We start from the raw sequence: 17,433 nt of genomic DNA on the forward strand, positions 1-17,433 counted from the left end.
GAGGCCCTCGGCAACCTCGAACCGCCAGTCGGCCTGGCACTGCGCCCAGAACGCATCAAATTCAGCGCGCTCCTCGGGCGAGACCGGCCACGTACCGTATGCGGCGAAGAACGGATCGACACTGCCCGGCTGCTGGGGGGTGTCGCCGCTCTGGCTCATAGAACAAGTGTACCAAACTCAACCCCTTGAAGTCGAGGGAATCTCAGATAAATTCGGAATGCCATGCGAATACATATTCGTGTCGGCGGATCGCGCTTGCGAAGCGACCCGCGTTGATCGATGGCGGTCTCGACAGGCTCGACCTGCGGGTAGCGGCGAGGCGCGGAGTTGTTCGCGGTGATCGGGTGGGAGTCTCGGCGGCCTCGACCGACCGACGCCGGGACTGGTCCCCGCTGCCTTGATGCTTGAGGCCGTCGCGGTCATTGTGGGGCTGACAACCATTCGGTCCTGGATGGCTCCAGAACCGACGGATGCCTCGGCGATGCGCGCTGGAGCCAGAGTCGCCTGCTTCTTAGTAGCTCGATCTAATCAGTGGAACGCTATGCTAGTTGTATGGAAACAGGGGAGAGCGGGGCTGTACGGCGGCGAGCAGCGCAGGCGGCAAGCACGCGAGCGGAAATCGTCATGGCGGCCGGACGGCTCATGCTCGAGCGCGGGTATGTGGGAACTTCGATCGCGGCGATCGCTTCGGAAGCCGGTGTGGTGGTGCAGACGATCTATAACTCGGTGGGTTCGAAGGCCGAGCTGCTGGCTGCGGTTCTCGAGCGAGTTGCCGAAGAGCCGGATGCGCCGGCGCTGTTGTCGGGGGCAACGCGGGAACGCATTGCGGGGGCCCGCACGGCGACCGAGGTTATTCGCATTTTGGCCCGGTCGAGCGCGCTCGTGAATGAGCGCACCTCGGGCATCCTGCGCATTGTCAGCGAAGCCGCCGTCGTCGATCCCGATGTGGGGGAGTTTGAGCAGAAGCGCGATGCGGCCCGATTGCATGGCTTTGGCGAGGTGGCGGTGGCGCTGCGCGAGAAGCGCGGCCTGCGTGGGGGAATCAGCGACCACGAGGCGGCGGCGACAATGTGGGCGCTGGCCCATCCGCACACCTACAGAACGCTGGTTCTGTCGCTCGGCTGGTCGACGGAGGCGTACCTGAGCTGGCTGGAAAAGTCACTGCTGGCGGCCCTGCTCTAGTCCCAATCGGGCCTCCGTGTGCCGAGCACAGCCTGAAGGCAAATATACTAGTGAGTTGGACCGCTCTGGCCCACCCACACTTCACACCCGTACAAACTCTTCGAATGGACTATTGCTGTGCTCAACGTGCAAGATCTCGAAATCCGCGTTGGAGCCCGCGTGCTCATGGAGGGCGTCAGCTTCCGCGTCGCGAGCGGCGACAAGATCGGCCTGGTCGGCCGTAACGGCGCGGGGAAAACCACGCTGACGAAGACCCTCGCGGGGGAGACGAACCCGACCAAGGGCTCGATTACTCATTCGGGTGAGATCGGCTACCTGCCCCAGGACCCGCGCGCCGGCGACCCGACCATGCTGGCCCGCACGCGCATCCTGGACGCTCGGGGCCTTGGAACGATTGCCCTGGGCATGCACGAGTCCAGTCTGGCGATGGCCGATCCCGATCCCAAGATCAGCTCGGCGGCGATGAAGAAATATGGGCGCCTGACCGATGAGTTCAACGGGCTCGGTGGGTATTCCGCCGAAGCCGAAGCCGCCTCGATCGCCAGCAACTTGAAACTGCCCGACCACATTCTTGATCAGGCGCTCAGCACGCTCTCCGGTGGTCAGCGTCGCCGCATTGAACTCGCCCGCATTCTGTTTTCGGCCGCCGAGATGATGATTCTCGATGAGCCCACCAACCACCTCGACGCCGATTCGGTGGCTTGGTTGCGCGAGTTCGTCAAGAACTACAAGGGCGGTGTCATAATCATCAGCCACGACATCGAACTCGTGGGCGAAACGGTCAACCGCGTCTTCTACCTGGACGCGAACCGCATGATGATCGACATCTACAACATGAACTGGAAGAACTACCTGCTCCAGCGCACAGCGGATGCCGATCGACGCAAGAAGGAACGTTCCAACGCCGAGAAGAAAGCGTCCACCCTTCAGCTGCAGGCCGCCAAGTTCGGCGCCAAGGCCAGCAAAGCCGCCGCTGCCCACCAGATGGTGGCCCGCGCCGAGAAGTTGCTCTCCGGGCTCGATGCGGTACGCGCCGTGGAACGCGTGGCCAAACTGCGCTTCCCCGAGCCTTCGCCCTGTGGACGCACGCCGCTCATGGCCAAGGACCTCTCGAAGAGCTACGGTTCCCTGGAAATCTTCACCGCTGTCGACCTCGCGATCGACCGCGGATCCAAGGTGGTCATTCTGGGCCTCAACGGTGCCGGAAAGACCACCCTGCTGCGCATGCTCGCGGGCGTTGACGAATCCGACACCGGTTCGATCGAACCCGGCCACGGCCTGCGCATCGGCTATTACGCTCAGGAACACGAGACCATCGACGTGAAGCGCAGCGTGCTGGAGAACATGGTCTCCTCCTCGCCCAGCATTACCGAGATGGAAGCACGTCGGGTACTGGGCTCGTTCCTGTTCACCGGTGACGATTCCAACAAGCCGGCCGGCGTGCTCTCCGGTGGTGAGAAGACACGACTCGCCCTCGCCATGATCGTGGTCTCGGGTGCCAACGTTCTTCTGCTCGATGAGCCCACCAACAACCTGGACCCGGCCAGCCGCGAGGAGATCCTCGACGCTCTCGCGCACTATGCCGGTGCCGTGGTACTGGTCAGCCACGATGAGGGGGCCGTGCAGGCTCTCAATCCGGAACGCGTGTTGATCATGCCCGAAGGCACGGAAGACCACTGGAACAAGGATTACCTCGACCTGATCGAGCTGTCCTAATCGATTTTGTGGTCGGTCTCGACCGCCGACGATGCGCGAATGGAGCCCCTGCCTGTTGCCGCTGACGCAGTCCATGCGCATTGCTCTGGTGTCCCTCCACACGTCTCCGGGGGCGGACCCGGGCGCCGGCGATGCCGGCGGAATGAACGTCGTGGTTCGCCATCAGGCTGAAGCCCTCGCGGCTCGTGGTCATCGGGTGAGCATTCTGACCCGCCGATCCGCGGCGAGCCAGCCGGTGTCAATGCCGCTCGCTCCGGGGGTCTCCCTGCATTTTTTGGACGCCGGTCCGGCCGTTTCTCTGCCCAAGGGCGAGCATGAACAGTGGATCGAAGAGTTTTCGGCCAGGCTGGCCGCTCTCGAACCGTCTGACATCATCCACTCCCACCACTGGTTGTCCGGGATGGCTGCCCTCCCCGTGGCACGACGCTGGGGGATTCCGCACGTGCAAAGCTTTCACAGCATCGCCGCCGGCGACTCGACGCCGCTCTCCGCGGGCGAACGGGCCGAATCATCGGGGCGGATGTCCGGCGAAGCGTGGTTGGCGCGGGAGTCGGATTCCCTCGTTGCGATCAGTGCGGCCGAAGCGGCCACGATCACCGGCCGGTTGGGGGGAGCCGCAGAGCGCACAACGATCGTGCTTCCCGGCGTCGACGGCAGCGTGTTTCGTCCGGTCAGGCCAGCTGCCCGCGGGGTGCTCGGTCAACCGGGGCTCGCTGGCCCAACGGTGCACGCTGATCGCCGGGGCTACGTCGTCGTGGCAGCGCGCCTGCAGCCCCTGAAAGGCCTGGATCTCGCCATCGCCGCCGTAGCCGCCGTTCCGGCCGCCATCCGACCGGCTCTGGTGATCGCGGGAGCGGCCTCGGCCGACTACGACGGTTACGAGGCGGAGTTACGTGCGCTCGCCCAGCGGCTTGGGCTCACCGATGAGCTTCGCCTGGTCGGACCCCAGTCTCGGGTAGATTTGGCCGCCCTGTTTCGTGGCGCCCGCCTGGTGCTCGTGCCGTCACACTCAGAAACCTATGGTCTGGTCGCGCTCGAAGCGGCCGCCTGCGGCGTGCCCGTCATCGCCGCAGCATCCGGTGGCCTGCGAGAAGCCGTCATCGACGGGTTAACGGGATTGGTGCTGGAGTCGCGCGATCCCGTGGTCTGGGCGGATGCGCTCGGTCGCGTTCTCAACGATCCGCACCGTGCCCGAGGACTGTCTGCAGCGGGGCGGAAGCACGCACTCGAACTCGATTGGACGCGGTCGGCCGCGTCGTTGCTCGAGGTGTACCGGAGGCTGCTCGACCCGGTCCCCGGCCGCGGGGACCACGACCGGGGACGCTGAAGCCATCTCCCGCCGATCCCGGTGTGGCCGTCGGTGATTCCGGGCCCGCCGGTGCGGCTGAGCAGCGAGCGAGCGCTCACTCGGTGAGGAGTCCCTGGAGGACGTCCGCCAGCCGCTCCGCGCCGACTTGTGCATCGAGGTCGGTGGTGTGTTCCTCCGGCGAGTGCGAAATGCCGGTCGGGTTGCGCACGAAGAGCATCGCGGTCGGGATGACCGAGGCGAGAACGCCCGCATCGTGGCCGGCTCCGGTGTCGAGGACGGGCGCGTGCGGGAGCATGCGCTCGAGGCGCCCGCGCAGGCGAGTGTCGAACCGGGTGGTCGCGCTGAAGGACTCTTCGGTAAGCTGCGCCGCGCAGCCCTCCTCGGCGCCGAGCAACTCGAGTGCACTTCGGATCGACTCGACGAGAGCCAGGGTGACTGTGTCGTCGGGGTGACGGACGTCGATCCAGAAGTCGACGCGGGAGGCGATCACGTTCGTTCCTCCGGGCACCGGCTGCAGGCGCCCGACGGTCGCGCGCGCATCCGGCGTCGTGCGCGCGAGATCGCGGATGGTTTGGATCATTCGGGCCGCAGCGACCATTGGGTCGTGGCGATCGCGCATCAATGTTGTACCCGCATGGTTGCCCTCGCCGCGGATGCTCGCACGCCACCGTCCGTGACCGAGGATGCTGGAGCCGATCGCGACGGGCGCGTCGAGGTCGATCAGACCGCGCCCCTGTTCGACGTGGAGTTCGACGAACGAGTCGAACGCGCCCAGGCCCTCGATGTCGGCGCTGATAGCCCGGGGGTCGAAGCCGTTGCGGGTGAGCACCTCGGCGAAGGTATCGCCGTCTGGATCCTGCAGCGCGAGGGCATGCTCTGGGGTGATCGCACCGGTCAGCAGGCGCGACCCGAGGCAGGCGATACCAAACCGGGATCCCTCTTCCTCGGGGAACGCCGCGACGACCAGCGGCTTGTCCGGCGTGAATCCGCGGGCGCGGAGCAGGTCGACGGCGACGAGCGCCGACGCAATGCCGAGCGGGCCGTCGAACGCGCCGCCACCGGGCACTGAGTCGAGATGGCTGCCCGTGAGCACGGCGCCCGTCGTCGTGCGCGAGGGGGTGTGCCACCAGGCGCGGATGGTGCCTACGCCGTCGATCTCGACGTCGAGTCCGCGCTTCGTGGCGTGTGCGATGAACCACTCGCGCAGGTCGAGTTCTGCGGTGGAGAAAACGGGGCGTGAGTAGCCGCCGCGCAGCGGATCGGTGCCGATGTCGGCGATCTCGGCCAGGAGGCCGGGGACGGTGTCAACGCGGGGGGTGTTCTGCGTTGCGGTGCGGTGTGTGCCGGTGTTCTGCATCGTGGTCCAGTCTCTTAGCGGGCGGCGAGCAGCCCGGGGCGGAATCGGCTCGGCACTTCTTCGCCGGCGACGAGTGCTGCCGCGAGTTCGCCGATCAGCGGAGCGAACTTGGCTCCGTGTCCCGAGCACGGCGAGAGCACGGTGATACCCTCGACGCGGTCGATGACGAAGTCCTCATTTGGCGTGTTCGTGAACAGGCAGGTCGTCTCGGCATACGGCTCGGGCACGAGGCCCGGAAGGTAACGCTCGACGTAGTCCACGACGCGACGCCGATTCGTGGGGTCGATGATCTGGTCGTGCGCGGCGGCCGAGGGGATGCGCTTGCCGCCGTTGAATTCGGCGACCTTCTGTCCGCGCATCTCGGCGTCGCGTCCGCCGGGCAGCCCGTAGACCTGGATCTGGTCCGTCTTGTGGATGAATGTCGGCCACGCGAGCTGCGCGTCGCGGTAGGGAAAGTGGTACGCCTGCTCCTGCCTCACCTCAAGGGCGGGGAACGCCTGGACGAAGGCGTTGGGCAGTGCGAGCTCGCCGAGGAGGTCGGGCAACCAGCCGCCGGCCGCCACCACCACCTGCTCGGCCTCGAAGGCTTCTCCCGTCGCGGTGAGGACGCGGTAACCGGCCGTGGTCTTCTGCACCCGAGTGACGGGCTGATCACCCAACACCCGAGCGCCGTGCAGTTGCGCCTGAGCGATCATCGCGCCAACACTGCGCTCGGCGTCGATGACCCCGGCACCCGGCTGCCAGAGCACGGAGGTGTCAAAGGCGAAGTCCCAGCGCATACGCGCAGCATCGGCGGTGAGCAGTTCGTGTGCCACGCCGGCCACAGCGAGCACCTCGGCGAGTCGTTCCGGGTCACGGGCATTGCCGTAGTCGACCGCGCCGGTCGGCGTGACTAGTTCGGAACCGTGTGCCGTCGCCAACTCGGACCAGCCGCGCGAAGACTTCACCACGAGATCGACGTAGAAGGGCTCCGGGTAGGCGTACCGAAAGATGCGGGCGGAGCCATGCGAGCTGCCGAACTCGTTCGCGGGGGAGGTGCGCTCGAGAACGGTTACGTCGTGACCGCGCTGCGCGAGTCGCCACGCGGCGGAGGCTCCAGCGAGGCCGGCGCCGACGATGATGATGCTGGTCATGAAGGTAATCCTGTCAGGTTGTCGTGCATGTGGATCAGCGGCGTGTGCGGATTATCAGGAGATACGGATCTCGAGGAGGCGGGCTCGGGTGCAGCGCACCCGAGTGCCGGGCCGGATCACGGCGGGTGCCGAGAACATCTTCGCGGCGAAAGCGGTGACTGATCCGTCGGCGAGGATGACGGCGCGGGTATCTGGATCGTGGTTGGAATAGTCGCCGGTCACGGTGCGCCAGTGCAGCTGAACCCGGTGGCCGGCGCGGGTCATCACGTTCACCGCGAGCGCGGGTGCGCCGAGAACTCGCGCGACGACGTGCGCTGCTCCGTCGAATCGCACGGTGCCGGACGCATCGGCGGCGAGTTGGATGCCGTCCTGCAGCAGGATGAGGGTCTCGCTTGAGAGGGGAGTGAACGCCCGGTTGTATCCGGCGAAGGAGGAGAACGCGGCGCCGTCGGTAACGGTGGCGATGCTGATCCGCCAGTCGGGCTGTTCGTTGTCCGACGCCGAATAGATCGGACGGGTCATCCCGAGGCCGTTGCGCCAGGGTGTGACGGGCAGCTCACTGACCGACCGAACCGAGCCCGTGTTCGGACTCATACCGACTGCGCCGGTGTGACGGCCTCGTCGTCCTCGTAGGCACGTTCCGCGTGGTGATGCTCGTCGATGCCGGTGACTTCGTGTTCCTCGGGGATGCGCAGTCCGACAGTCTTCTGGATCGCCTTCGCGATCAGCCAGGTGACGGCGAAGGAGTAGGCGAGAACGGCGATGGTGGCGACGGTTTGCACGCCCAGCAGTTCGAATCCGCCGCCGTAGAAGAGACCGGCGCGTCCGTTCGGCGCGGCGGCGGTGGCGAAGAGGCCGATGAGCAGCGTTCCGATGATGCCGCCGACGAGGTGCACGCCGACAACGTCGAGGGAGTCGTCGAAGCCGAGGCGGAACTTCCACTCGATGGCCAGGCAGCAGACGACACCCGCGATCGCTCCGATCGCGATAGCGCCGAGCGGCGACACAGCACCGCAGGCCGGGGTGATCGCGACGAGGGCGGCGATGAGTCCGGATGCGCTGCCGAGGCTGGTGACGGCTCCGTGGCGGAGACGGTCGACCAGGGCCCAGCCGAGCAGGCCGGCGCAGGCGGCGACCGTAGTGTTGAGGAAGACGACGCTCGCGGCATTGCCCGCAGCGAGCGCCGATCCTGCGTTGAATCCGTACCAGCCGATCCACAACAGACCGGCGCCGACCAGGACGAGCGGGCGGTTGTGCGGGCGTGCGGGGCCGCCCCAGTCCTTACTCTTACCGAGCACGATCGCCAGCGCGAGGGCGGCGATCCCGGCGTTCATGTGTACGGCGGTGCCGCCGGCGAAGTCGACCGCTCCCAGAGAGTTGGCGATCCAGCCGCCCACGACGGTGTCGCTGTCGAACGCGAAGACCCAGTGCGCGATCGGGAAGTAGACGAAGGTGGCCCAGAGCCCGGCGAAGAGGAGCCAGGCGCCGAACTTCATCCGTCCGGCAGCGGCTCCGGCGACGAGCGCGGTGGTGACCGCCGCGAAGAGCAGCTGGAAGGAGGCGAACAGGGCGAGCGGGATGCCGGCGTCCGGATCGTCGGTCAGTGCCGCATCGAGACCGGCGAAGGCGAGCGGATCACCGAGCAGGCCGAGACCGCCGAGCGAATCGCCGAAGACCGCGGAGTAGCCGAAGGCGACCCAAAGTAGCGCGACGAGCGCTGCGCCGCCGAAGCACATGAGCATCATGTTGAGGATGCGGCGGGAGGAGACCATCCCGCCGTAGAACAGGGCAAGGCCCGGAATCATCAGTGCCACGAGTGCTGCGCTCGTGAGGATCCAGGCAACGTTTCCAGAGTCCACGTTTCACTCCACAGGGTTTGGGGGCGCGCCGGGTTGGCGCGCCAAAGAAGAATGGTGCAGGTGGTGCAGGTGGTGCAGGTGGGCGGGGAGCGCCGGGTACGGCTCCCCGCATCCGTGGTGTTAGGACATGTTCGGTGCGTCCCACAAATTGAGCTTCGTGCCGATCCCCAGCTCGACCGCGTTCTCGTAGACGGTCTTCGCCCATGCGACGTCCTCGACGCCCATGCCGCCGACGCTGAAGAGCACGGGCTGCTCGTCGAACTCGCGCCCGGCGGCGGTGCCCTCGAAGACGTCGCCGATGTTGACGACCCGAGATTCGTCGAGTTCGCCCGCCTCGATGAGGTCCTGCCAGTAGAGCCCGATCATGCCGAAGGCGGTCTCGTGCGACGGTGCCGGGTATTCTTCGGCCCAGGCTTGGTAGATCGGCTTGGCATCCGCGATGAGGCGTGCCTTGCCCGAGAGGGTGTAATCCTTGTCCATCTTCAGGTTCGCGGGCAGGCTGAGGAAGGCGCCGGGCTTGATCCAGTCACCGTCGATGTAGGGATAGTTCTCCGAGCCGACGAGCCCCGTGACCGCCTCCGAGACGATGTCGGAATCGCGCACGGCGGCCTCAATCGTGTCTGCGATCTCGATGGTCGTGAACTGCGGGTAATTCTTCGACACGTAGGCGGCGAAAGCCTCCGAGGTGGAACGGCGGCGGCCGTTAATACGAATCGTGTCGAGCGTCGGCCGCGCCGTCGTCATCGCGTGCAGGGCGCTTTTGTTCATGGCGCCGGGTCCGATGATTCCGAGCGACTTCGCATTGATCGGGGCGAGTTTCTTCGCCGCGGCGCCGGGCACTGCCGCGGTGCGATACGCGCTCTCGAGGTTGCCGGACATGATCGCGAACGGTGCGCCGGTCACCTTGTCATTGAGGACGATGAGGTGGATGGACCGGGGCAGACCCTGCTCGCGGTTGTCGATGTTCGAGCCGTACCACTTGACTCCGGCGGTGTCGAAGCGGCCACCGAGGTAGGCCGGCATCGCCATGAAGCGGCGGTCGGCAGCATCCGTGGGCATAGTGGCGAATGGTGACGATGCCGGGAAGCTGATCTGCGCACCGTGTGAGTTCGCGGAGTTCGCGGAGTTGCCGGCCATCCGGTAGTCGCCCTTCGCAACGAGGATGAGCACTTCCTCCATGACGTCGATGCAGCGCTCCATGTCCTTCACCCCAGCGGCGATGACTTCCGGCTCGCTCAGGTACAACATGTCGATGCGGGTGCTGGGTGTGGTCTCGCTGGTCGCGGATGATTCAGTCACGGATAGTCCTCCAGATCGGGGTGTGTAAGGGAAAGTATCCATACATATTGGGCGAACGTCCAATACTCCGGGCGCCCCCAATTGATAGCGAAACGCTCGTAATATTGGCGAAATATCCCGGTAATACAGAGGTCGTATCATTTGCGAAATGGACCTCCGACAGCTGCGATATTTCCTCGCCGTAGCGGATGAACTCCACTTCGGACGCGCGGCGGAGCGGCTGGGCATGTCGCAGCCTCCGCTGAGCGTGCAGGTGAGCCGGCTCGAGGACGAGCTCGGTACGCCGCTATTCGAGCGAACCACCCGGCGGGTGAGCCTCACCCCGGCCGGCCAACACCTGCAGACGCGGGCGCACTCGATCCTGGACGAAGTCGACGCGGTCCGCGAGGAGATGCGCGACTACGCGGACGGCCTATCCGGTCGGCTTTCCGCAGGGTTTGTCAGCTCGGCGAACTACACCGTGCTCCCCGGCGTCGTGCAGCTATTTCGCGCGTGCCGGTCGAATATCACCCTGGAGCTCCATCCTCTGACTTCCGGCCAACAGCTCGAGGCGCTGCGGGCGGGAACACTCGACGTGGGGATCGTGCGTGATGAGATTCCCGCGAATTCGGGTTCGACTTTTGAGCTGACGTCGGAGGTCGTGTTCGAGGAGCTCCTTGTGGCGTGCCTGCCCGTCGACCATCCGCTGGCTCAGCGCAGCGAGGTGACGGCAGGGGAGCTCATTGACGTGCCGATGATCACCTATCCACGTTCCCTCATGCCCGGCTACGTCGACCGGGTGGCCGCCGTGTTCGATATGGCACCCGGCGCCGTCCGGGGCGTCGAGGTGGTCGTGCATCAGGAGACCGCGCTAGGCTTCGTCGCCGCGGGCGTCGGCACCAGTATCCTGCCCGAGTCGGTGAGACATCTCCTTCCGCCGTCGATCGTGGCAATCCCCCTCGCGGGTTCTCCCACCACCCGGCTCATCGCCGTGCATGCCGCCCGCCCGGAGCGCAAGGTCGCGGCGGTATTCATCGAGTGCCTGCACGATGCAGCTCGCGACCTGGCCGGGCGATGACAGCAGTCGGTCATTCCGCGTGTGCTGGCTTCGCCACCCAGACCGGCTGCGCCGCACGCTCCAATACGCCGGCTCTCCGGTTGTGGCGGGCGACTACGGCCGGCGCGACCTCACACCGGTCTCGTGCAACGATCTAGTGCAACTGGCGGTCGAGCAGCTCGTCTTCAATCTCGGCATCGTTACGCGGTTTCGCCGCGCGCTTGCGGGCACGTTCATCCGCTCGTTCGCGTTCGTCGGGGTCTTCCGCGTTAACGCTGCGATATTCCTCGCGCAGTGCCCAGCCGAGGCCGATGAAGGCGAGCAGACCGAACACAAACCATTGGAAGGCGTACGAGAGGTGGGGGCCCTCGTCGCGAATGGGTTTCTCGACGGCGGTCGGGCGCTGCTCGGTGGCGGCGGGGCTCTCGGTGTCCAGCAGGCCGTAGGCGCCGGTGTAGGTGGGCTGGTCGAGGCGCGCGGCGATGGTCGTGAGATTGATCGTCGCAACCTGATCGCCGCTGGCGGTGCGGCCTGGCAGGTCGGGCTCGCTGGCTTTTAGGCGGGCAACGACGGTGACCGTCCCGCTCGGCGGTGCCGGAACAGTGTCCGGTGCATCTTGCTCCTCACCGGTGGGCAGCCAACCGCGATCGACGATGAAGATCGTGCCGTCGGACAGCTGCAACGGGGTCAGCACCTCGAAGCCCGGCGTGACGTTCAGCGGGCGGTTGCGCGCGAGCATCTCATCGCCAACGAGATACGTTCCGGTCAACTGCACCGGGGTCCACTTCTGGGATTCATCAAAAGCGGTCAGATCGGCCAGTTCCTCGGCGACGGGAACCGGCTTCGAATCAAAGTTGGCATCAATCTTGAACAGCTCGGTGAGAGCCTCATCGCGTCGGGCCAGTTGCCACACTCCGAGGCCGGAACACACCGCCGCGAACAGCATGGTGAGCGCCAGATAGCCGGCCCAGCGGCGACTGAACGCAAACTTCCAGCCCGTCATTGCCCGTCCTCGGCCTGATTCAGCGACTGGGCATCCAGCGGGCGGACCGTCAGGGGAAAATCACGCGCGGACAAAAACTCGCGCAGGTAGTCAACGTGCTCGTCACAGGCCACCCACGTCTTGACCCGATCGGTCGAGTGGATGCGCGGGTTGCGCCAGTCCAGCCGCCACAGTCCCGCAGCCCGGCAGTCCGCCCGTGAGCAGGTGGAGGATTGCAGGGGCGCGCCCAGCCCGATCATCGGACTCGCCGCCGCGGGCACACGATCACTCATTTGGATTCTCCGTCAGTGTTGCGATACATCTCGACGCTGCCTGGCCGCAGAACCTGAGCTCCGCGCGGTGCAATCTTCACGTTCGCGACCACAACGGCGAAGTACGGCAGGGCGATGGCACCGATGGCGCACAACACCAGCCACCAGCCGTGCACAAACAGCATGAGCACAATGCAGATGACACGGACACCCATCGCAAGCGAATACTTGATCATCCGGTTGCGTCGTTCGTCCTCCGGAGAGGCGGGGAGCGAGGTGATCGACTGCTGCTTCATAGGTCCATCGAGTTCGTCATTGGGAGTGTCGTGGGCAAAAAATCCATCGCTTCAAGCCTACGACTGCGCGGCGGCATTGATGCACGCCTTAAACTTGAATCTGCCGGGTATTTCTTTCAAATCCGGCTCCACAGCCTCACATCCCAGCAATCACAGAACAGGACCTTCATGACAACGGCTCGAACAGTGCTCGTCACCGGCGGCAATCGCGGCATCGGATTTGCCATCGCTGAAGAATTCCTCGCTCAGGGGCACCGCGTCGCCGTGACTTCGCGGTCGGGGCACGGGCCCACCGGCAGCCTGACGGTGCGCGCCGACGTCACCGATATGGCATCCGTTGATGCCGCCTTCACTCAGATTGAAGCCGTCTACGGCCCGGTCAACGTCGTTGTCGCCAATGCTGGAATCACCCGTGACACCCTGCTCATGCGCATGTCGGAAGATGACTTCACCTCCGTCATCGACACCAACCTCAGCGGGGCATTTCGCGTGGTCAAGCGCGCGAGCAAGGGCATGCTCAAGGCTCGGTTCGGCCGAATCGTATTGATCTCCAGCGTTGTCGGCCTCTATGGATCCGCCGGGCAGGTGAACTATTCGGCGTCGAAGAGCGGACTGATCGGTCTCGCCCGCTCGGTCACCCGTGAGCTCGGCGCCCGCGGCATCACCGCGAACGTGGTCGCTCCCGGCTTCATTGAAACCGATATGACGGCAGCCCTGCCCGAAGCGCAGCAGGCCGAGTACAAGCGGAATATCCCAGCGGGCCGCTTTGCCACGCCGGTGGAGGTTGCCCGCGTGGTGACCTGGCTCGCCGGCGACGATGCCGCGTACATCTCCGGTGCGGTCATTCCGGTTGACGGAGGCCTGGGCATGGGGCACTGAACCGCTCTGAAATCACCTGCTGAAGCCACATGGCCGGATGCACCGGGGCGGGCCGCCGCCTCAGCCGCGCAGGCCGAGCAGCGGCAGTACCTGACTCAGGTTGCAGTGGTCGATCACCAGGTCGGCTTCCCGTTTCACGCGCGGCTTGGCGTTGAAGGCGACGGAAAGTCCGGCGGCTTCCATCATCCGGAGGTCGTTGGCACCGTCCCCGACCGCGACGGTCTGCGACAGGGCGATCTGGTCCTGCGCGGCCCATTCGCGGAGGGCGACTGCTTTCGCCGCGGCATCGATGATCGGGCCGAGCACTCGCCCGGTAAGGCGACCGGCTTCAACTTCGAGCCGGTTAGCCCGCCAATGATCCAGGCCCAGGTCGGCCGCGAGCGAATCCAATATTTCGTGGAAACCGCCCGAGACCGCACCGACAACGCCGCCGCCGTCATGAATCCCGGCGATCAGCTCGTGTACTCCCGCGGTAGGGCGGATGCGACTCCCCACCTCGGCGAAGATACTCTCCGGCAGTCCGGCCAGGGTCAGAACCCGCTCGCGCAGGCTTTGTGCAAAGTCGAGTTCACCCAGCATGGCGCGTTCGGTCACGTCGGCGACGAGATCGCGCGAGCCGGCGGCATCCGCCAGCAGCTCGATCACTTCGTCTTGTATCAGAGTGGAGTCCACGTCGAGGACAACCAGGAAGCGTGGTGCGGTAGCGAGGATCACGGAGTAACGAGCACGCCCTTGCCGACGACGGTGATGCCGGATTCGGTCACGCTGAAGCCTCGCTCGAGGTCACGGTCACGATCAACACCGACCGTGGCTCCTGCCTCAACGATGACTTCCTTGTCGAGAATGGCGCGATGTACGATTGCTCCCGGACGAATCTGCACCCGGTCGAAAACAATCGAGTCGACCACTTCGCAGGCTGACCCGATGGATGTCCATGGCCCGAGTACGCTGCGCTCGATGTGGGCGCCGGAGATGACACAACCGAGCGAGACGATCGAATCGATCATCGTGCCCAGAGCGCCCCGGCCATCACGCACGAACTTGGCCGGCGGCGAGTTCAGCTGCATGCTGAAGATAGGCCATTCCTGGTTGTAGAGGTTGAAGACCGGAAGCGCCGAGATGAGGTCCTGGTGAGCTTCGAAGAATGAATCAATCGTTCCCACATCGCGCCAGTAGTAGCGGTCGCGGTCGGTGGACCCCGGTACCTCGTTGCGCTGTAGGTCGTATACGCCGGCTTCGCCGCGGGAGACAAAGTCAGGAATGATGTCACCGCCCATGTCGTGACTGGAATCGGTGCGCTCACCATCACGCAGCACTGCTTCGATCAGTGCATCGGTGTTGAAAACGTAGTTACCCATCGAGGCGAACACCTCGTGCGGAGCGTCGGCGAGTCCGACGGCATTCTTGGGCTTCTCCAGAAAGTCGGAGATGCGATCCGGGGTGGCTTCATCCACTTCGATCACGCCGAACTGGTCGGCCAGGCCGATCGGCTGGCGAATCGCGGCAACCGTGGCCGCCAGGCCCGACGCAATGTGCGCCTCGATCATTTGGCTGAAGTCCATGCGGTACACGTGGTCGGCACCGACGACGACAACGATGTCGGGTTTTTCGTCGTGAATGAGGTTGAGGCTTTGCAGAATTGCGTCGGCTGAGCCGCTGAACCAGCGCTTACCGAGGCGCTGTTGGGCGGGCACCGAGGCAATGTACGAGTTGAACAGGCCTCCGGTGACATGCCAGGTCTGGGAGACGTGGCGGTCGAGGCTGTGTGACTTGTATTGGGTCAACACCACAATTTGTGTGACGCCCGAATTGATGAGGTTGGACAGGGCAAAGTCCACGAGGCGGTAATGCCCACCAAAAGGAACAGCGGGCTTAGCCCGGTCCTCGGTTAGCGGCATCAGCCGTTTTCCCTCGCCGCCGGCGAGAACTATTCCAAAGATCTTCTTGGCCTTCATGTGTACAGAGTACGGCCAACTGGCCGACTCGACCAGCACCACGGGGTGTGCGTCGGGTCGGGCTGCGCTACCTTTGCTCCATGCGAGTGGATTTGATGACCAAGGAATACCCGCCGGAGATCTACGGGGGAGCGGGCGTGCACGTGACGGAGCTCGTTCGAGCGCTCCGCGAACACATCGATGTTTCGGTGCGATGTTTCGGCGCGCCGCGCACAGACACCGACACGTTTGCCTACGAGGTGCCCGAGCAGCTGCAGGACGCCAACGCCACCCTGAGCACCCTCGGCGTGGACCTGCAGATGGCGCAAGACGCCAAAGGCGCCGATCTGGTGCACTCCCACACCTGGTACGCCAATGCGGCCGGGCATCTGGCACAGATGCTGCACGGTATGCCGCACGTTGTCACCGCACACAGTCTCGAACCCCTTCGACCGTGGAAGGCTGAGCAACTCGGTGGCGGCTACCGGGTGTCGAGCTGGATCGAGAAAACGGCTTTTGAGGCCGCGGACGCCGTGATCGCCGTGAGTGACGGTATGCGTCGCGACATCCTGCGTAGTTACCCAGCCCTCGACGAGAGCCGGGTGCACACGGTCTACAACGGCATCGACCTCGACCGTTGGAAGCCCCGCCGCGACGCTGACTTCGTACGGAGCCTGGGCATCGACCCCGACCGACCGTCCGTGGTCTTTGTCGGCCGCATCACGCGGCAAAAGGGTCTGCCCTACCTGTTGCGGGCGGCCGCGTTACTGCCGCCCGAGGTGCAACTGGTGCTGTGCGCCGGCGCCCCCGACACTCCCGGCATCCTGGCCGAAGTGGCCAGCGGAGTCGAGGCCCTCCAACGCGAGCGATCCGGAGTGGTCTGGATCAACCGGCTGCTGCCACAGCCTGAGCTGGCGGCCGTGCTCACCCACGGCACGGTCTTCGTCTGCCCGTCCATTTACGAGCCTCTCGGTATCGTCAATCTGGAGGCCATGGCCTGCGGTTTGGCCGTCGTCGGTACCGCCACCGGCGGAATTCCTGAGGTGGTCGCCGACGGCGAGACCGGTCGCCTAGTGCCGATCGAGCAGCTCACCGACGGCACGGGAACTCCACTGAATCCTGAGGAATTCGTCGCCGACCTGGCGCGAATTCTCACCGAGGTCGTTGGTGACCCGGACCGCGCTGCCGAAATGGGGCGCGCTGGTCGGCTGCGCGCCGAGCAGGAGTTCGGTTGGAGCCAGATTGCCACCCGAACACGAGAGATTTATGCGTCTTTGCTCTGAATGACCCATGGAACGCGTCGGGCCTGTTGCTGTGACGGGTCCGGCGTATTTCGACCACGGCCCGGTTCGATAACATGGCTGTATGGTCAACGTTCTGCATTTCACCGACGTCTCCGTCGTCCGGGGTGGCATCGCCATCCTCGACTCAGTGAATTGGAGCGTCGACGACGACCAACGGTGGGTGATTCTTGGCCCCAACGGTGCCGGAAAAACCACCTTGCTGCAGATCGCGGCGGCCTTCATGCATCCCTCAAGCGGTCTGGCCGAGGTACTCGACGAGACACTCGGCGAAACGGATGTTTTTGAGTTGCGGCCTCGCATCGGGTTCGCTTCTACCGCCATGGCCCGCAAGGTGCCTGGCCAAGAGAAGGTTCTCGACGTGGTCATGACGGCGGCGTATTCGGTCACCGGTCGGTGGAACGAAGAGTACGAGGCCATTGACGAACGCCGTGCCCAGCGTGTGCTGCAGGAATGGAATCTCGAGCACCTCGCTGAACGCAAATTTGGAACTCTCAGTGACGGGGAGCAGAAGCGCGTGCAGATTGCGCGTTCAGTGATGACCGACCCGGAAATTCTGCTGCTCGACGAGCCTGCTGCGAGTCTTGACCTCGGCGCCCGCGAATCTTTGCTGCAGCTACTGAGTGGATTCGCGCGGGAACCTAATTCTCCGGCCATCATTATGGTCACCCACCACGTCGAGGAGATTCCGCTCGGATTCACCCACGTCTTGCTGTTGTCCGGTGGCAAGGTGGTCAGCGCCGGGCCGATTGCGGAGGCATTGACTGCCTCGGCCCTCAGCGAAACCTTTGGCCTGACCGTTGAACTCACCGAGACCGACGGCCGGTACGCGGCTCGCGCACTCTGACTTCAGCACGAACCGGAATCGTTCGCGAGCT

At 65.0% G+C, this 17,433-nt stretch carries 17 protein-coding genes; 7 read left to right on the plus strand and 10 right to left on the minus strand.

Features of this window, described 5'->3' with window-relative positions; all coding sequences use genetic code 11:
• The first annotated feature begins 552 nt into the window (after positions 1-552).
• The 3 genes from QMK22_RS02415 to QMK22_RS02425 all read left to right on the plus strand — a co-directional run bounded on the left by QMK22_RS02415 (position 553) and on the right by QMK22_RS02425 (position 4,225).
• Positions 553-1,182, plus strand: a complete 630-nt coding sequence (locus tag QMK22_RS02415; protein WP_283496045.1) for a TetR/AcrR family transcriptional regulator — start codon at positions 553-555, stop codon at positions 1,180-1,182.
• Between the two features lie 117 nt (positions 1,183-1,299).
• A complete protein-coding gene (locus QMK22_RS02420; protein ID WP_283496046.1) occupies positions 1,300-2,898 on the plus strand; it encodes an ABC-F family ATP-binding cassette domain-containing protein in 1,599 nt (532 codons plus the stop codon).
• Between the two features lie 31 nt (positions 2,899-2,929).
• Entirely contained in the window at positions 2,930-4,225 is a 1,296-nt protein-coding gene (locus QMK22_RS02425) for a glycosyltransferase (RefSeq protein WP_283496047.1), read from the plus strand.
• Between the two features lie 76 nt (positions 4,226-4,301).
• Here QMK22_RS02425 and QMK22_RS02430 read toward each other — a convergent pair whose 3' ends face one another.
• The 5 genes from QMK22_RS02430 to QMK22_RS02450 form a co-directional block, all read right to left on the minus strand.
• Positions 4,302-5,564: an allantoate amidohydrolase gene (locus QMK22_RS02430; protein ID WP_283496048.1), complete on the minus strand. Its 1,263-nt coding sequence runs from the start codon at positions 5,562-5,564 to the stop codon at positions 4,302-4,304.
• Positions 5,565-5,578: 14 nt separating this feature from the next.
• Positions 5,579-6,697 carry an FAD-dependent oxidoreductase gene (locus QMK22_RS02435; protein ID WP_283496049.1) on the minus strand — a complete coding sequence of 373 codons (1,119 nt, stop codon included), beginning with the start codon at positions 6,695-6,697 and terminating at the stop codon, positions 5,579-5,581.
• Positions 6,698-6,751: 54 nt separating this feature from the next.
• Positions 6,752-7,291: a HutD/Ves family protein gene (locus QMK22_RS02440; RefSeq protein ID WP_283496050.1), complete on the minus strand. Its 540-nt coding sequence runs from the start codon at positions 7,289-7,291 to the stop codon at positions 6,752-6,754.
• A complete protein-coding gene (locus tag QMK22_RS02445) occupies positions 7,288-8,556 on the minus strand; it encodes an ammonium transporter (RefSeq protein ID WP_283496051.1) in 1,269 nt (422 codons plus the stop codon). The genes QMK22_RS02440 and QMK22_RS02445 overlap by 4 nt, the downstream gene beginning before the upstream one ends.
• 120 nt (positions 8,557-8,676) lie before the next feature.
• Positions 8,677-9,855 carry a tyramine oxidase subunit B gene (locus tag QMK22_RS02450; protein WP_283496052.1) on the minus strand — a complete coding sequence of 393 codons (1,179 nt, stop codon included), beginning with the start codon at positions 9,853-9,855 and terminating at the stop codon, positions 8,677-8,679.
• Between the two features lie 148 nt (positions 9,856-10,003).
• Here QMK22_RS02450 and QMK22_RS02455 point away from each other — a divergent pair, with 148 nt between their 5' ends.
• Positions 10,004-10,912 carry a LysR family transcriptional regulator gene (locus tag QMK22_RS02455; protein WP_283496053.1) on the plus strand — a complete coding sequence of 303 codons (909 nt, stop codon included), beginning with the start codon at positions 10,004-10,006 and terminating at the stop codon, positions 10,910-10,912.
• Positions 10,913-11,045: 133 nt separating this feature from the next.
• Here QMK22_RS02455 and QMK22_RS02460 read toward each other — a convergent pair whose 3' ends face one another.
• Genes QMK22_RS02460 through QMK22_RS02470 form a run of 3 tightly spaced genes read right to left on the minus strand, consistent with a single transcriptional unit; the run spans position 11,046 to position 12,441 of the window.
• Entirely contained in the window at positions 11,046-11,894 is an 849-nt protein-coding gene (locus QMK22_RS02460; protein ID WP_283496054.1) for an SURF1 family cytochrome oxidase biogenesis protein, read from the minus strand.
• Positions 11,891-12,166 (minus strand): hypothetical protein, encoded by a 276-nt coding sequence (locus QMK22_RS02465; RefSeq protein ID WP_502856891.1) that lies wholly within the window; start codon positions 12,164-12,166, stop codon positions 11,891-11,893. The genes QMK22_RS02460 and QMK22_RS02465 overlap by 4 nt, the downstream gene beginning before the upstream one ends.
• Complete coding sequence (locus QMK22_RS02470; protein WP_283496055.1) at positions 12,163-12,441, minus strand: DUF3099 domain-containing protein; 279 nt, start codon at positions 12,439-12,441, stop codon at positions 12,163-12,165. Before QMK22_RS02470 ends, QMK22_RS02465 begins: the two co-directional genes overlap by 4 nt.
• 168 nt (positions 12,442-12,609) lie before the next feature.
• On the opposite strand from QMK22_RS02470, the gene QMK22_RS02475 reads away from it, so the two are divergent.
• Positions 12,610-13,320 (plus strand): beta-ketoacyl-ACP reductase, encoded by a 711-nt coding sequence (locus QMK22_RS02475; protein ID WP_283496056.1) that lies wholly within the window; start codon positions 12,610-12,612, stop codon positions 13,318-13,320.
• 60 nt (positions 13,321-13,380) lie between these two features.
• On the opposite strand, the gene serB is transcribed toward QMK22_RS02475, so the two are convergent.
• Together serB and QMK22_RS02485 are read right to left on the minus strand one after the other, a co-directional pair.
• Entirely contained in the window at positions 13,381-14,034 is a 654-nt protein-coding gene (serB, locus tag QMK22_RS02480) for a phosphoserine phosphatase SerB (protein WP_283496057.1), read from the minus strand.
• Complete coding sequence (locus tag QMK22_RS02485; RefSeq protein ID WP_283496058.1) at positions 14,031-15,275, minus strand: glucose-1-phosphate adenylyltransferase; 1,245 nt, start codon at positions 15,273-15,275, stop codon at positions 14,031-14,033. Before QMK22_RS02485 ends, serB begins: the two co-directional genes overlap by 4 nt.
• Positions 15,276-15,355: 80 nt before the next feature.
• Here QMK22_RS02485 and glgA point away from each other — a divergent pair, with 80 nt between their 5' ends.
• Both glgA and QMK22_RS02495 read left to right on the plus strand, forming a co-directional pair.
• Positions 15,356-16,537, plus strand: coding sequence for a glycogen synthase (gene glgA, locus QMK22_RS02490; RefSeq protein ID WP_283496059.1), 1,182 nt, complete (start codon positions 15,356-15,358; stop codon positions 16,535-16,537).
• An 82-nt stretch (positions 16,538-16,619) separates the two neighbouring features.
• Complete coding sequence (locus QMK22_RS02495) at positions 16,620-17,402, plus strand: ABC transporter ATP-binding protein (protein ID WP_283496060.1); 783 nt, start codon at positions 16,620-16,622, stop codon at positions 17,400-17,402.
• Positions 17,403-17,433 lie beyond the last annotated feature (31 nt).

It is taken from the genome of Cryobacterium sp. PH29-G1, from assembly GCF_030063365.1.
In the GTDB taxonomy this organism is placed as follows: domain Bacteria; phylum Actinomycetota; class Actinomycetes; order Actinomycetales; family Microbacteriaceae; genus Cryobacterium.